Origin of the sequence: Sphingomonas sandaracina, from assembly GCF_036663695.1 — a bacterium.
Classification (GTDB): Bacteria; Pseudomonadota; Alphaproteobacteria; order Sphingomonadales; family Sphingomonadaceae; genus Sphingomonas.
The window spans coordinates 99,161-113,691 of the sequence record NZ_JAXOJK010000007.1 but is presented as its reverse complement, the minus strand read 5'-3'; the positions used below and the strand labels follow the sequence as shown (position 1 = coordinate 113,691).

General features: G+C 63.9%; 12 protein-coding genes and 1 pseudogene. 5 read left to right on the top strand and 8 right to left on the bottom strand.

Annotated elements, in window-relative coordinates; genetic code table 11:
• Window positions 1–13: 13 nt before the first annotated feature.
• The 5 genes from U1707_RS17555 to U1707_RS17535 all read right to left on the bottom strand — a co-directional run bounded on the left by U1707_RS17555 (window position 14) and on the right by U1707_RS17535 (window position 7,207).
• Entirely contained in the window at window positions 14–1,459 is a 1,446-nt protein-coding gene (locus U1707_RS17555) for a glycosyltransferase (RefSeq protein WP_332801366.1), read from the bottom strand.
• Window positions 1,456–2,439 (bottom strand): HEAT repeat domain-containing protein, encoded by a 984-nt coding sequence (locus U1707_RS17550; protein WP_332801344.1) that lies wholly within the window; start codon window positions 2,437–2,439, stop codon window positions 1,456–1,458. Before U1707_RS17550 ends, U1707_RS17555 begins: the two co-directional genes overlap by 4 nt.
• Window positions 2,440–2,446: 7 nt before the next feature.
• Window positions 2,447–3,613, bottom strand: coding sequence for a YaiO family outer membrane beta-barrel protein (locus tag U1707_RS17545; protein WP_332801343.1), 1,167 nt, complete (start codon window positions 3,611–3,613; stop codon window positions 2,447–2,449).
• Window positions 3,591–3,986 (bottom strand): response regulator transcription factor, encoded by a 396-nt coding sequence (locus tag U1707_RS17540; protein WP_332801342.1) that lies wholly within the window; start codon window positions 3,984–3,986, stop codon window positions 3,591–3,593. The genes U1707_RS17545 and U1707_RS17540 overlap by 23 nt, the downstream gene beginning before the upstream one ends.
• A 95-nt stretch (window positions 3,987–4,081) precedes the next feature.
• Window positions 4,082–7,207 (bottom strand): PAS domain S-box protein, encoded by a 3,126-nt coding sequence (locus U1707_RS17535; RefSeq protein ID WP_332801341.1) that lies wholly within the window; start codon window positions 7,205–7,207, stop codon window positions 4,082–4,084.
• 263 nt (window positions 7,208–7,470) lie between these two features.
• Between U1707_RS17535 and U1707_RS19065 the strand changes: the two genes are divergently transcribed.
• The gene (locus U1707_RS19065; protein WP_443025724.1) at window positions 7,471–7,674 is read left to right on the top strand and encodes a tryptophan 7-halogenase; all 204 of its coding nucleotides are present in this window, start codon (window positions 7,471–7,473) and stop codon (window positions 7,672–7,674) included.
• On the opposite strand, the pseudogene U1707_RS17525 reads toward U1707_RS19065, so the two are convergent.
• Window positions 7,671–10,567 (bottom strand): annotated as a pseudogene (locus U1707_RS17525) (Tn3 family transposase). The gene U1707_RS19065 and the pseudogene U1707_RS17525 sit on opposite strands and share 4 nt — an antisense overlap.
• A 94-nt stretch (window positions 10,568–10,661) precedes the next feature.
• On the opposite strand from U1707_RS17525, the gene U1707_RS17520 reads away from it, so the two are divergent.
• From U1707_RS17520 to U1707_RS17510, 3 genes are all read left to right on the top strand, one after another.
• Window positions 10,662–11,291, top strand: a complete 630-nt coding sequence (locus U1707_RS17520) for a recombinase family protein (RefSeq protein WP_332801339.1) — start codon at window positions 10,662–10,664, stop codon at window positions 11,289–11,291.
• A gap of 160 nt (window positions 11,292–11,451) precedes the next feature.
• Complete coding sequence (locus U1707_RS17515; protein WP_332801338.1) at window positions 11,452–11,889, top strand: hypothetical protein; 438 nt, start codon at window positions 11,452–11,454, stop codon at window positions 11,887–11,889.
• Complete coding sequence (locus U1707_RS17510) at window positions 11,865–12,410, top strand: hypothetical protein (RefSeq protein WP_332801337.1); 546 nt, start codon at window positions 11,865–11,867, stop codon at window positions 12,408–12,410. Before U1707_RS17515 ends, U1707_RS17510 begins: the two co-directional genes overlap by 25 nt.
• A gap of 273 nt (window positions 12,411–12,683) precedes the next feature.
• Here the strand turns inward: U1707_RS17510 and U1707_RS17505 are convergent, their stop codons facing one another.
• Together U1707_RS17505 and U1707_RS17500 are read right to left on the bottom strand one after the other, a co-directional pair.
• Complete coding sequence (locus U1707_RS17505) at window positions 12,684–13,133, bottom strand: hypothetical protein (protein ID WP_332801336.1); 450 nt, start codon at window positions 13,131–13,133, stop codon at window positions 12,684–12,686.
• 862 nt (window positions 13,134–13,995) lie between these two features.
• Window positions 13,996–14,199: a hypothetical protein gene (locus U1707_RS17500; protein WP_332801335.1), complete on the bottom strand. Its 204-nt coding sequence runs from the start codon at window positions 14,197–14,199 to the stop codon at window positions 13,996–13,998.
• Window positions 14,200–14,264: 65 nt separating this feature from the next.
• On the opposite strand from U1707_RS17500, the gene U1707_RS17495 reads away from it, so the two are divergent.
• The gene (locus U1707_RS17495; protein WP_332801334.1) at window positions 14,265–14,522 is read left to right on the top strand and encodes a hypothetical protein; all 258 of its coding nucleotides are present in this window, start codon (window positions 14,265–14,267) and stop codon (window positions 14,520–14,522) included.
• Window positions 14,523–14,531 lie beyond the last annotated feature (9 nt).

The window sequence follows — 14,531 nt, the reverse complement described above, 5'->3', positions numbered from 1 at the left end:
TGCGCGGCCGACATCACGATGCCTGGAACCCAGCCCGCGGCACCGCGGCCCAGCCGGTGCGGCGGCGCAGATGGCGCCACATGCCCATCAGACGGAATGCGCTGTTCATCTGGCGATAGCCCAGATTTTCGATGATGGCGGTCATCGCCAGGATGGCGAGCCCCTTCGCACTGGGGGTGCGCCGTACCTGCAATTCCTCATGGATCAGCGCGCCAAGGCTGAGGAAGATGCCGAACAGCACGCTGAGCGCCAAGAAGCTCAAGGCAACCTGCGGTGCCAGCAGACCCAGAGCGAACAGCGTCGGGATCAGCGCGTAGCCGAGCACCTCGAGTGGCGGGCAGATCACATCCTCAAGAATCATCATCGGCAACGCCACCAGTCCGATCCGACCGTAACGCGGACTGCCGATCATAGCGCGATGACGGATAATCGTCTCCAGCGCACCCTGCTGCCATCGGGCGCGCTGGTTGCGCAAGCCGCCGATCGTCGCCGGCGCCTCGGTCCAGCACACGATCTCGGGCACGAAGGTGATGCGATAGTCCCGCTTCTGCTCGCGGCAATGGCGGTGGAGGCGAGTGATCACCTCCAAATCCTCGCCGACCGTGTCGTGGCGATAGCCTCCGATTTCGACCAGTGTCGAACGCCGGAAGACCCCGAAAGCGCCGGAGATCAGCGTCAGCGTCGACCAGTTTGAGGATGCGATACGCGAGATCAGGAAGGCGCGCAGATATTCGATCGTCTGGAACCGCGGGATCCAACCACGCGGAACGCCCACGGTCAGTACCTGGCCACTACGCACCTGGCATCCGTTGGCGATACGGATCGCGCCGCCCACCGCAACGAGTGCGCCATCGTCGGTCATAAATGGCTCCGCCGCGCGCAGCAGCCCGTCGGGCTCGATCATCGAATCTGCATCGATGACGCAGACCAGAGGAGTCTGCGCATAGCTCAGCCCGCAGTTGATCGCGTCCGCCTTGCGCCCGTTCTCCTTGTCGATGACGTAGAGCCGGCGATTGGTTTGCGACCGGTACATGGCCACGGTGCGGGTGGTATGCAGGACGACGTCCGTGTCGATGGTCGTCACCTCCAGCGCGAACTCGCGATGGAGTACCGCCATGGTGTCGTCCTTGGAGCCGTCGTTGATGATGAACAGCCGGAAGTCCGGGTAATTCAGCGCGAGCAGCGAGCGGACGCTGTCCGCGATCGTCAGCTCCTCGTTATAGGCCGGAGCCAAGATCGTGACCGGGTAGGAATAGTCCACTTGTCGCGTCCAGAGGTCCAGCGACGTCTTCGTCGCGGCAGGGCGCCGCCACAGCGTGAACGAGCTCGTCACGAGCTGAAGCAAGTAGATTCCGTTCTGTAACCCGACCACGATCGTTATCACGATCGTGAGAAGGAGGACGAAGCTTGATCCCAGGCCGCTGAATTGCGCGAGCGCGCCGACGGTTTCGTCATTCATGCCGCACTCGATCCCGTGCCGGAGGCAACGCGCATAGCGGCCAAGGCTTCGCCCGCGCGATATCGCACCCACCATTGTGCATCCTGCAACATCGCCTCCAGCTGCGGCCGCGCCTGCTCCAGCTTCATCCCCCCGGCGCTCGATGCGGCCTGCACCCGCACGGTCCATTCGGGATCGTTCAGCGCCGCCAGCACCGCCGATGCCATGGATGGATGGCCAAGCTTGCGCGCGGAGCGTAGCCCCTCGCACCGCATCTGCGGATCGGGATCGAGGATCGCCTCGCGCAGCGCGGCGAACGCGCCTGGGGCGAACACATCGCCCAACGCATCCGCGATCGCGAGGCGCGCAGGGCCGTGGCCGTGCGTGCGCCACGCCGCAACCATTTCAGCGGGCCGGTACGATGCCAGCGCGCGAAAGATGATGCGGTGCGCGGGCGCACCATAGGCGCCTTTGTCCAGCGCCTCGATCGCGTCCGCGACCGGGGGCAGGGTGCCCAGCCGCACGAGGGCCAACCCCGCCTCGAGGCGGATGGTGGAGTGGGGATCGGTGCGCAGCCGGGTTTGCAAAGCATCCTCCACCCGAGGCGCGGGAAAACTACCGAGCTTGCGCACGGTGGCAATCCTACGCGCCGGGCTGGAGGAATTCAGTCGTTGCAGCTCGCGGTCAATGTCGAGCAGGTCGAGCGTCTGAACCAGGTCGAGCAATCGTTCGCGCTCGCCTCCACGCAACAGCTGAAGCAGATGCTTGGCAACCTCCAGAGCCCCGGGATCGCCGCGCCACGCCTCCAGCGCCGCCACCGCATCCACGTCCCGGCGACCGATCAACGGCAGCACCGCCTTGCGGAACGCGGCGGCACGCTGCGTTTCGAAGCGCACACGCTTTTCGTGCACGCTTCGGCGCGCCACGACGGCCGTCAGCGCGACGAAGAGAAGTATCGAACCCCCGCCAGTGATCGCCAGAAGAAGTTGGGCCAGTGGCATGCCGTGGCTAGAACCCGACTGACAGACCGGCCGTGGCGCTATCGCGTCTATAAGCGCGCTGGCGGGTTTCGCGTTCGATGCCGATGCGTAGGCCGAGCGTATCGCTGACTTGATAGGCACCGCTGATGAACGCGGATTCGATCCGCCGGGTCACCCCGCCCTCGGTTTCGGGATAGCGGGCATAGCCGGCCTGAAGACGCGCCCGCGTCGAGAGCAATTGCGAGATGTCGGCCGCTAATCCCACCTGATACGATCCCGCCTCGTTGATGAAGTTGACCAGGCTCAGCCGGATGGCCGTATGGCGCTGGGCCGACCAGCCGCGCACAGACGTTGTCACCGAACCGCTGTTCACGCGGCCATAATTCGAGAAGCGTGCGTCGACCAGGATGTCCACGCGCGCGGATACGGGAAGAAAACCGCCCGCGCGAAGTCCCCAAGTTTCCCGGAAGTCTGGGTGCACAGTCGTCAGCGCGGCAGCATAGACCGATCCTTCGCCGATCCGGTGGTCGGCCCGAAACTGGAACCGAACGTCACTCGTGTCGAAACGGCGGGAATGCTCGACCTCAAGCGCAACGCTGGTGGGACCCTTGCGACGTGCGATGGTCGCCTGCGTCTCGTACCAGGCGGGCGAAGCCCGCGACAATCGGCTGACGGAATAATCGAGCGCGGTGATCCAGATCGCCTGGCTGCCCGTCTCGCCCCCAGTGGACGCGCCGGCCAAGCCAGCGCGCAGCGCCGCAAGGTCAGGATGATCGGCCGATACCGCGGCGACGCGACCTATGTCTGCGCGCGCGGCGTCCAGCCGACCCTCGCGCAGGTTAAGGCGAGCGCGCGCTACGAACACATCGGCATAGGCCGGCGCCACGCTGGCGGCATGATCGAGTGAGGTGCGGGCGCGGACCAGGTCACCCTGGCGCGATGCGATCAACCCGGACAGCAGCAGCGCATCGGCATCGTTGGGCCGATCGTTGAGCAGTGCGCTCACACTGTTCCGCGCTGCGGTCAGATCGCCAGCGCGATACGCCGTCGTGGCGCAGACATATCGGTCGAGCGAGCAATCGACGAGGCCGGCCGGCCCGGTCTGGATCAGCTGCGCGTCGGACACGATCGGCCAGGCAGCACCCAGCGCGGTTGCGACCGCCGCCGCGATACTACGCAGGCGGATTTGTCGCACGGAGCTGGGCCAGGGCCAGGGCGGTTTCCACGCGGACGAGCAGCTCTTCGGGGATGAACGGCTTGGTGAGGTAATCCGCCGCTCCGCCACGCAGGGCGGCGACGACATCCTCCTGGTTGCGCCGCGCAGTAAGCATGATAACCGGCAGCATCGTGCTCTCGGGATCTGCCTTCAGGATGGTGAGCACCTCCGAACCGGTCAGGACTGGCATCATAGCATCGAGCACGACCAAATCGGGCCGCTCACTCTTCACCGCGTCCAGCGCGACAGCGCCGTTCTCCGCAATAACGACGCGGTGCCCGGCAGCTTCCAGCTTGAACTGGACCAACGCAGCCAGCAGCTCGTCATCGTCCGCAATCAAAATGGTTGGCATGCGCCGTGGCTCCCGTTGACAGTCTGGGATCATAAAGGAACGCTGGTTAAGACTAGTATAAAGTTGCCTCAATGATATCGCTCGCGATGACGGATTTAGGCAGCGCGGAAGAGGTCCTCGGCAAGGCTGCGAGTGCCATCCGCAAGCGCCGGCGCCGCAGCGTTGCACAGCGCCTCCTCCTCCAACTTGCGAGCCGCATCGCCAAGGCGCGCATCGCCGAACATGCCTGCCGATCCCGACAGCTTGTGGCAAATGCCCGCGATAGCTGCGCGGGACTCCGCATGCATCGCATCGTCGGTATCGCGCAACAGTGCCTCCAGTCGCCGTAACTCGGTCGAGAAGCTCTGCTTGAGCGCTTCGTAGCGGCCCCTCAATGCAGTCACTATCGGATCCTCCAGCGCGTCTTCCGGCGGATCCTCCGGCGGGTCTTCTGCTGAACACGCCACCGGGATCGGCAACCGAACGCGCGGGCGGTCGCTGATCAGGCGCGCGATCGTCGCGATCACCGTTTCGGCGTCCATCGGCTTGGACAGATACGCGTCCATGCCCGCCGCGCGGCAGACCTCCGCATCCGAGGCGAACGCGTTCGCGGTCAGCGCGACGATTGGAACCGTGGCACCTGCGCCGCCAAGCGCGCGGATGTGCCGCGTTGCCTCCAGCCCGTCGACCTCCGGCATCTGCATGTCCATCAGGATAAGGTCGTAAGTAGCGCCCGCGGCGGTGAAGGCGGCGATCGCCTCGGCGCCGTTGGATACGATATGCACCTCGTGCCCATGTCGTTTCAGGAGAGCCTCGATCAGCAGCTGATTGATCTCGACGTCCTCCGCCACCAGGATCCGCGCCCGCACGCTCAGTGCGTAGGGCCGCATCATCGACGCCTTGCGCGGCGGCTCGACCCCCAACTCCGCCTCGCGGAGCGGCAGGCTGACCTGCATCCGCGTTCCGGATTCGTCGGACTTCACCAGGCGGATGTCCCCGCCCATCAGCATCGCAAGACGCTGGCTGATCGCCAGGCCCAGGCCAGTGCCGCCGTACCGCCGCGCGATCGAGGCATCGCCCTGCACGAATTCCTCGAAAATTGACGCCTGCCGGTTTGCCGCGATCCCGCTGCCCGTGTCTTCGACGATGATCTGCAGCATGCCGCTGTCCATAGTCGCTCCGAGCCGGATAACCCCGGAATCGGTAAATTTTACCGCGTTGGACAGCAGATTCAGCAAGATCTGGCGAATACGATGGCTATCGCCCATCGCGCAGCCCGGCAAGCCGCCGTCGATCAGCAGGTCGATCGACAAGCCCTTCGCGGCCGCGCTAGCGGCGATGATGCGCACGCTCCCACTGATCATGTGCGGCAGGTCGAACGGCTCGTTCGCGATCTCTATCTGGTTGGCATCAATCTTCGACAGGTCGAGAATGTCGTTGAGCAGCGTCATCATCGTGCGCCCGGACTCGCCGATCAGGCTGGCGTAGCGCCGCTGCTCGGTGTTCAGGTCGCTGGTCAGCAGCAATTCGGTAAAGCCGATCACGCCGTTCATGGGCGTGCGAATCTCGTGGCTCATGTTGGCGAGGAATGATGCCTTAAGGCGCGCGGCCTCCTCTGCCCGGTCGCGTGCAGCCAGCAAATCTTCCTCCAGATGCTTCCGGGCGCTGAAGTCCCGGACGCTCGCGATGAACTCCAGCGGCTCGCCGGTCGCCTCGTCACGGACCACGCTGTAGTTCGCCTCGACCCAGATATAGTGGCCATCCTTATGCCGTTGCCTATAGATAGAATGCGCGGGACCGTTAGACTCAACGGCTTGTTGGTTTCGTTCCTCCACCGCCGCGCGATCGTCCGGGTGAACGCCGAAAAAGGGGGCCTGGTTGATGATCTCCTCAGGAGCGTAACCCAGCAGGGTCCGGCTGCGCGGCGACACATACCGGCGAACGCGATCCATGCCGGTCCGCACGATCATGTCAGCCGAGTGCGTCGTGACCAAGCGTAGTTCGCGTTCTCGCGCGGCGAGCGCCAGCGCCTGTTCGTGGCGCTCTGTGATATCGCGAAGGCTGCCGACGGTTCCGATCAGGCGCCCTTCGTCGTCGGCCTGGCGTCGGATCGTCGCCTCGACCCAGCGCAGGCTGCCATCGGCATGCCGGAACTTAAGCTGCGTCTGGAGCTCGCCCGACGGGCTGACAAGCAGCGCACTCAGCCGGTCGCCGATCGCGTCAGACTCCTCAAACGAGATCAGGCTGGTCGCGCGAACCCCGATACTGCCTGCGACGCGAAGCCCGGTCAGCTCCTCCCACGCGGGGTTGAGGAACGACCAGCGGCCTCGTCGATCGGTGCGGAACACAACGTCGCGAATATTGTCTGTAATCGATGCACGCAGCATCTCGCTGTCGCGCAGTGCGTCGGCCAGCCGCGCGCGTTGCGCGAGTGCTGCGGCGACCGGAAGTGCGGAGACGAAGCTAGTTGCGACGAACAACTGCAGTATCGTCACCTTTGCGCCAATCCCGTCCACAAGAGCAATCGGACCGGTGTGTAGGAACGTCGCCAGCCCGCTCGCCGTGGCCGCTACGATCACCGCGCAGGTGGCACCGATGGCGCCGAGGCGGAATGTGGCTAGCAGCACGAACGGCGCGACTAGGAACAGCAGCGGGAACCGATCCTGCGTGAACACGCCGATGCAGACGAGCACCACGCTTCCTAGCACCCCGGCCGCTTCCATGACGTGGCGCACCGTTATCTGCGGCCGCGCTTTCGACACCTCGGCTAGGATTAGCAGGATCGGGACAACTACGATCTGACCCAACGCATGGCCCTTGGCATAGGTCAGCCACACTCCCCAGTCGGATGTGCTGCGAGCGAGATCAAGCACCGCTGACGCCAACGTGGCTGTGGCCGCGGGCACTAGCACTCCGGCCAGAAGCATGAACAATAGCAACGGCCTGAGTTCGGTTAGATCGGCCTTGGCAGGAACCAGCCGACGCATGCCGAAGACGATCGTGAACGCTTCCAACATGTTGCAGCTCGCCAGCCCCGCGGCGAGCGGCCAGCTATCGCCCGAAGCCAAGTTGGCGCTGACGTTAGCGGCAAAACATGCCACCAGCTTCGCGCCGCGCTGCTCCTCGCTCCGCAGCAATGCCGCGACCAGCAGCGCGTTCGGCAGCCAAAGCGCGGCGATCCGGCCGGTTTCCCGGGTCAGCGCGATGCCGGAAAACGCGAGAGCGAAGAATAGCAATGCCAAGCCAATGGTCGTTACCCAGGGCAGCGCGTCCGAATTGTCTCTCATAATGTCTGGCTACCCCTGACGCTTGCACGGTTTCTAGGCGGGCAACTTTGTAAAATGGTAAACGGCTTGAGGTTTTCCCCGAAATTGACCTGCTCCGGAGAAATCATGCCATTGGTAAATTAGCTCGTCAGCGCAACGGGATGGCGTTCGTACCAGCTGCGGACCTGCTAGGGGTCCAGCAAGAGTTTGTTCGACCAGTTTGGTAACGGGCGGTCGCGCTGAGAAGTCGAAGGCTGGCGGTTAAGCGTGCCTTCGGCCACAGGTTTTATTGCCAGGTCGATACAAATTGTGGCAAGATGATCGCTGGCGACCTCTTCATCGACTGTTCGGGCTTTCGGTCTCTATTGCTCAGCGACGCGCTGGGCGTACGGTACGAGGATTGGACGGGGTCGGTTCCGGCTGAGGGCGGAATGACACCCTAAGCGACGGTGTCTTTGGGCCAGAGGTATTCGCCGGTGAGGAGGATATGTGCCCATCCGAGCGGTGAGACATGGGCGAGAAGGTGATCAGGCGTATCCAGCCCTTCGCGTCGTCGGGCCTCGACGGCATGGCCGAGGTGCACAGTGTTCCAGTAGACGATGATGGCGGTGAGCAGGTTAAGTCCGGCGATGCGGTAGTGCTGACCCTCGGTGGTGCGGTCGCGGATCTCGCCTTGGCGGCTTATGCGCAGGGCATTCTTCAGTGCATGGTGCGCTTCGCCTTTATTGAGGCCGACCTGCGTTCGGCGCTGCATGCCGGCATCGAGAATCCATTCGATGATGAACAGCGTCCGCTCGATCCTACCAACCTCGCGCAGTGCGGCTGCCAGATCGTTCTGGCGCGGATAGGCGGCCAGCTTGCGCAGGATGCGGCTTGGCGCGACCTGCCCCGCGCTCATCGTGGCCGCGCAACGGAACAGGTCGGGCCAGTTGGAGACGATCAGCGCCTCGCGCGCCTTGCCGCCCACCAGCGGCCGCAGTTCGGTCGGCGTGGCGGCGGGATCGAACACATAGAGCCGTTTGGACGGCAGGTCGCGGATGCGCAGCACGAGGCGATAACCGAGCATCGCGCTGATTCCGAACAGATGGTCGGTGAACCCGCCGGTATCGGCGTACTGTTCTTCGATCCGCCGGCCTGCCTCGTTCATGGTCAGCCCATCGAGCAGATAGGGTGCCTAGCTGACGGTCGAGGGGATGGTGCGCGACGCGAACGGCGCGAAGCGGTCGTTGACGTGGGTGTAGGCTTTTATGCCGGGATCGTTGCCGTAGCGGGCGTTGACCGTGTTCATCGCCTCTCCCTGCCGCGCGGCGGGGTAGAACTGGCCATCGGCGGACGCGGTGGTGCCCATGCCCCAGACCCGCGCCATCGGCAGGTCGCCTTGCGCCGCGACCACGGCCGCCAGCGCCTGGTCGATCGCATCGCTCTCGACATACCAGCGCGCGAGGCGGGAGAGTTGCCAGTAGTCGTGGGTATTGCAGGCCTCGCCATCTTGCGCAGACCCAGGTTCAGTCCCTCGGCGAGCAGGACGTTGAGCAGGCCGATCCGGTCGCCGCACGGTACGCGGGTGCGCAGATGGGTGAAGGCGTCTGTAAACCCGAGTGCGGCGTCCACTTCGAGCAGCAGGTCGGTGATGCGGACGGGCGGCAGGCGACGATACAGGTCGAGCACCACTTCCTCGATCCCGTCCGGTGCATCGGCGGTGAGGCGGTCGGTGCACAGCGTGCCGTCCTCGATGCTACCATGCGGGATCGTGCCGTTGCGCGCGGCGCGACCGAGCCGGGCAAGGCCATCGGCAAGCCGCGCCTTGCGGTCGGCCAGCCAGAGATGCGGGTCGGGTGGGACCGCCAGCTTCATGGTGCGCGCGACCGTCATCGGCACGAGGACATGGCGCAGGTCGCCGTAGCGATGCGAGCGGTCGAGCCAGATGTCGCCCGAGCGCAGCGCATCGCGCAGGTGGAACATCACCGCGACTTCGCGGAGGCGGGCATCGTGCCCACCCTTTACCCGCAGCTGAAGCCGCCATTTGGAATGCGGGCGCAGGAAATCGTCGGTCGCCGGCAGTTCGCCCCTCGCGCCGATGGCCGTTACTGCATCGAGCAGGGGCCGGGCGACCGGCGCGGCTTCGAGGTCGAGGCAGCGCAGCATACGCGGCGCATAGCGGCGGAAGCGGTGATAACCCTGATCAACATGGGCCAGCGGATCATCGCCCAGCGTATCGGTCAGCGTCCTGGCCGTCGCGACGAGGCGGTCGAGCCGGTCCCATCCCGCCGCGCGTGCGACCGCATCCTCCAGCGACGCGCCGTCACCATGCGCGTCGAGTAGCGACTGGCCGAGCGCAGTGAACCCGTCCAGCGTCGCGGTGACGGCCCCTCTGGTTTCCGCGGCGCGGGCATCGTGCACCTGCTTCGCCTCGCGCCAGGTGCGGCCGACGATCCGATCGTGCGTCTCGATCACCGCGTCGGCGGTCGCGGTAGCCCATTCGATGACGCAGACTGCGAGAATGGCGCGACGCCGGTCCGCGTTCAGGTCACGCAGGCCATCGGTGAAATAGCGTTCGCCCTGCCGGCGCAACCGGGCGACGCGGTGCGGCGGGACGCCCGTGAGCAGGCCCGCGCCGAGGTTCATCGCGCGCAGGAACTCCAACCGGTCGAGCAGCCGGTTTGCCGCAGCCGAATTGTTGCCCGGCTCGATCCTGCTCAGCCAGATGAAGCGGCTGATCGCGCCCGGCAGCATTTCGGTCATCAGTTGGTCGAGCCGTGTGCAGGCGACGCGATCAAGGCGCATGGCGATGCGCTTCTCGATACCGCGCTCGGCCGCGACCAGTACGTCTGCGCACAGCCGCTCGATGGTGGTGACTGCCGGCAGGATGGTCATGGTGTCGCGGCAGCGGACGATGAAGCGCCGGGCGAGATCGTCGTTGGAGCGTGCCTGTTCGGCCTCGGCGAGCAGCCAGTCGCGGAACGTCCGTGCCGGTGCGCCCTGACCGGGGAACGTCCTGTACCCGTAAATCCGTCGCAGCACCTCCATATGCTGCTGGCGCGTCTGGCGGCGGACGGCATAGCGGACGAGCGTGTCACCGGTGATGCCAAGCTGGGCACCGAGGAAGGCCGATACCGAGAGCGGGATGACCTCGCCCGGTGCCAGCATCCGGCCGGGATAACGGAGCGCGCATAGTTGCAGCGCGAACCCGATCCGGTTCTCTGGCCGGCGTCGCCGGTCGATCTGGATCAGATCGTCGTCGGCCAGGATGGAGTGCCGCAGCAGCGATGCCTCGTCTGACGGCAGGTCGAGCAGCGCCGACCGCTGCCGGGCGCTCAGGATATGGCGTCTCGGCATAGCCAAGTGTCCCAGTTGAACAGAAGTCTGTTTTGGACAACACTGACCCCACGCAAATCAAGGGTTTTCGAGACCCGATTCCAGGAAGGTTCAATTGGGACAACGTGCCGCCATCTACGCCCGCGTCTCGACCGGCGACCAGTCGTGCGAGCGGCAGTTGCGCGACCTAGCCGGTTTCGCCGAGCGTGGCGGCTACGAGGTAGTCGAGGTGTTCCGGGAAACCGCCTCGGGCATGAAGGCCCACCGCTCGGCGCGGGCCGAGGTGATGAAGCTGGCGCAGGCACGCCATATCGACGCGATCCTCGTCACCGAACTCAGCCGCTGGGGGCGCTCGACGCAGGACCTACGTGATACGCTCAACCGCCTGTCGGGTTGGCGCGTGTCGGTAGTTGCGATGAGCGGCATGACGTTCGAGGTCGACACGCCGCACGGACGGATGATGGCGACGATGCTCGCCGGCATCGCGCAATTCGAGCGCGACATGCTCAGTGAGCGCGTCCGCTCCGGCCTCGCCGCTGCACGGGCACGGGGGCGAACACTTGGTCGACAGACCGGCGACCGCCCCAAGTCCGACCGGCTCGCCCCCAAGGTGCTGGCGCTAGTCGCCGAGGGCCGCAGCTATCGCTGGATCGCGCGCGACATCGGGCTCAGCAAGAACACTGTCGCCGCGATTGTAGGACGGGCCAAGGTGGACACCGTTCGCGACATCGGCGTGGTGGCGTAAGGTCGCCCGACACCTGATCGACGCCGCAAAGGCGGGATGCGCCCACAATCCTCTTGCTGCCGCTCCAGAACACGCTCACTCTTACCGCGTGCAAGCGACAGAACTTCCTCATTCGAGCGTGCACCTTCCGCTTTTTCCCGATGGCTGGCAGCTAGTAACGATGGCAGTGCTACCGGACAGATCGCTTGGCCTGCTGGGCACCAATGTCGATCTCGTAGGTGCCTGGGCCCGGGTGCATCGACAAGAAACCGAGCCCTTGGCCGCTGACTCACCCGACCGGCCGCAATCAATAGCGACGCGTGGCATCGCCCGCGTATGGCGGTTGGACGGCACTGCCTTCCACGACGGCCCGACGGTGCCGCTCGAACGCCCCTCGCTCAGGCTCGCCGGTTTTTCCGATGGCCGATGGCTAATTACCGCCACCAACGCGTGCGACGAAGCCAATGGACGCGTATTCGCCCCCGACGGCACGTTGCTGAGCCGCATCGACCTCGGCGATGCCGTCGAATACCTGGACATTGATGCCAATGACCGTGCCTGGGTGGGTTGGTTCGACGAGGCATTTTCGGCAACATGGAGCGCTTCACCGACTCTATAGAGCGAACGGCGGTCGTTGCGGCCTGCTTCACCTCTGATGGCGCGCTTCTGTCGGTCGGGCCAGTGCCGCAAGCTGCTGGGTTCCTCGCTGACGTTTATGCGATGACGGTGGCTGGTGATGGCGCTTGGGTGTGCCCCTACACCGAGTTTCCCCTGCTTCACCTACGCCCAGGCCAGCCGGTTCGGTGGTGGCGCAACGCGCTGACCGGAGTGAATGCGATCGCCACGGATGGCCGCTATGCGCTGCTTGCTGGCGGCTATGGCGACGACGCCACGAGGCTTGCCTTGGTCGCATTGGATGGCGATGGACAGGTTGAAGATACGAGGATGCTCACCTCCTGGCGGTTGCCGCTCGTCAAACGTGTTCCGCTGGAGCACGAGCATCCTTCGCTCGCCGAGCATTTTATCTGGGAACGCCCGATGCTGCTCGCCGGGAAGGGCGACATGCTGCACCTCGTTAACGGTGACAACTGGTATAGCTGGCGAGTTGCAGATGCTGTCGAGGCTCTTGCCCAAACGTAGCAGCCTGACTGACGGATTCCGCCTTTTTGCGAACCTCTCACGAGCCCCCGGCATTGCCATTTAGATTAGGGTGTCATTTCGCCCTCAGCCTGAACCGACCCCAACTATGCCGGCGCAGCGTCAGACATGCTCCCATCGAGCCATTTCAGCGCCGGTACAGAAGCAAAACCGGATTGCAGCGCCCTCCGATCAGTCTCGACGAGAAAGAACGTCAGGTGCGGCGTGCCCAACGAGTTTTCTCACAGTCTGGATGGTGTTTCGGGAATATCTGGGTCAGCTGAATGCCGAGACAGGCAAGCGTCTACGAAGCCAGTCGGCAATTTTTGCTGCTTCGGGAGCATCGACATGAGGAGCTAGATGGATCGTCTCGGCACCGTAGTCGAAGCGGACGGTGCCCCATTGTTGCTTCGTATAAGGCACATACTGGGCTCCGTCAGCGCCGTCTCCGTCCCAACGGGACATATCTATCCGCAGATTGGTGATCATCCCGGTGCTGTACCGCCACGTGCGGGCAACGGGGCCAGCACGTCTCGTGATGGCCAATTCGCCTTGATGGACCCGGATGATGTTGACGCCGACAAGTTGGCCCAGCAGCAGAAGCGTCGTGCCGCCTAACACGAGCAACCAAAGGACAAACCAGACTGGTGTCATCGGGTCCTGAAGGTGATTAATTGCTGCCTTGCCGCCACCCCAGGCCCAGAGGAGTAGCCAGGTACTCAGCAATGCCGACCCGAGCCACGCCCTTTGCGCTGGGAGCCGAAGATGCTCAACGCCTTCTTTCCACTCGATACGATATCTCGGTCGACCGGCTTCCACAACTCTCGCACCTAACCCATGAACTGAGTTCCGTTATGGGTGCCAGCGGTTAATGCCGAATGAGCGGCCTGACGGCTATTTCCGCTGATGGGCTGGTAGCGCCCTATCCGACATTCTCGATTTGGATCGAAGTTCGGGAAAGACAGGTCGGCGGTTTGCTAATTGATCAGGATTCATTACCCGGCCGTAACCGATGGCTCCCTCCCCTAGAGTTACCGGCTCATTCCCACTTCAGCATATCTGATTGCCGCGATCACTCGCTTTGCATTTAACGTAATCCCGCCTTCGCAATGAACGGCAGGCGGCGACATAATGCTGGCTAAAGCCTTAAAGCTCGTTTGTGCTCTAACCACTGCGTCCCGTTTCTCTCGGGCGAACGCGTTGGTTTAAGTAAGCCGCCAAAAAATATGACGGAGACTGCCACATACGTAGCGCATGCGAGCCATAAACTTTTTTGCATCCGACACCCCCGGTCAATATTTACCACGGTGAACGAATGGCGGCTATCGTGTTGCCTTCATGCCGTCGCAGTGTCCGACTGTGGGCGTTCCTGTCGATCCAGCGCCCCGGTCTCAATCTAAGTGTTTAGTCCACGATTAGCTAACCCGTCGCCGAATGCCAGGGGTCGAGTGGTAGTCCGCGCGACGACGAACGAACGTGCCATAGTAGTGCAGCGGGTCGTCGATCGCGGCTATTTCGTAAGAGGCGTTGGCTGTCAGCAGGTCGATGTTCTCGCCAAACGTAGGGGCATCGCAGATCAACTCAATGGTCAATGCGGCGCGAGCGTACTTTGGAAACTGGATGACCGCCTTTCACCCTCAATCACGTAGGACCCGACGTCGTCCGGTCGATCGTTTGGCGTAATGATGCCATCGGCCAGCATGTAAAAGGACGGGCTGCTGAGGTCGAGCGGCTGTTCTTCCTCAAGGTAGAACCATTCCCCTTGAAGGGCCTCTTCGGTGATCGTTGCCATGCTCGCTCCCTCAGCCGGTCGTTCTATGAACTTGCGGACGGAAACGGAAGGCGTAGGTTGCCGCGATGGCTGGCTTTGATGATTCCGTAGATCCCGAACTCGGTGAGGCATGCAACCGTCTTGCCGCTTGGGTTGAGCCTTTGCCCGAGGGGCAAGTGATTGATCAGGCGTCCGGCCTGACCGAGCGCGACCTGGCGATGATCCTGCGCCGGCTGCACGCGACACGCGAATATTCGCCGATCCCGATCTTGCCCATGGATGATGCCAAGGAGCGTTCCAGCAGGCCATCAGTTCCGGTCACGAAGAAAGGGCCGTGGGCATGATCAAATGGG

Excerpts from the sequence above, each read along its gene's own strand:
- U1707_RS17550 (WP_332801344.1), bottom strand. The coding sequence starts at position 2,439 with ATGCCACTGGCCCAACTTCTTCTGGCGATCACTGGCGGGGGTTCGATA.
- U1707_RS17540 (WP_332801342.1), bottom strand. The coding sequence starts at position 3,986 with ATGCCAACCATTTTGATTGCGGACGATGACGAGCTGCTGGCTGCGTTG.
- U1707_RS17515 (WP_332801338.1), top strand. The coding sequence starts at position 11,452 with ATGGCAGTGCTACCGGACAGATCGCTTGGCCTGCTGGGCACCAATGTC.
- U1707_RS17555 (WP_332801366.1), bottom strand. The coding sequence starts at position 1,459 with ATGAATGACGAAACCGTCGGCGCGCTCGCGCAATTCAGCGGCCTGGGA.
- U1707_RS17495 (WP_332801334.1), top strand. The coding sequence starts at position 14,265 with ATGGCTGGCTTTGATGATTCCGTAGATCCCGAACTCGGTGAGGCATGC.
- U1707_RS17500 (WP_332801335.1), bottom strand. The coding sequence starts at position 14,199 with ATGGCAACGATCACCGAAGAGGCCCTTCAAGGGGAATGGTTCTACCTT.
- U1707_RS17510 (WP_332801337.1), top strand. The coding sequence starts at position 11,865 with ATGGAGCGCTTCACCGACTCTATAGAGCGAACGGCGGTCGTTGCGGCC.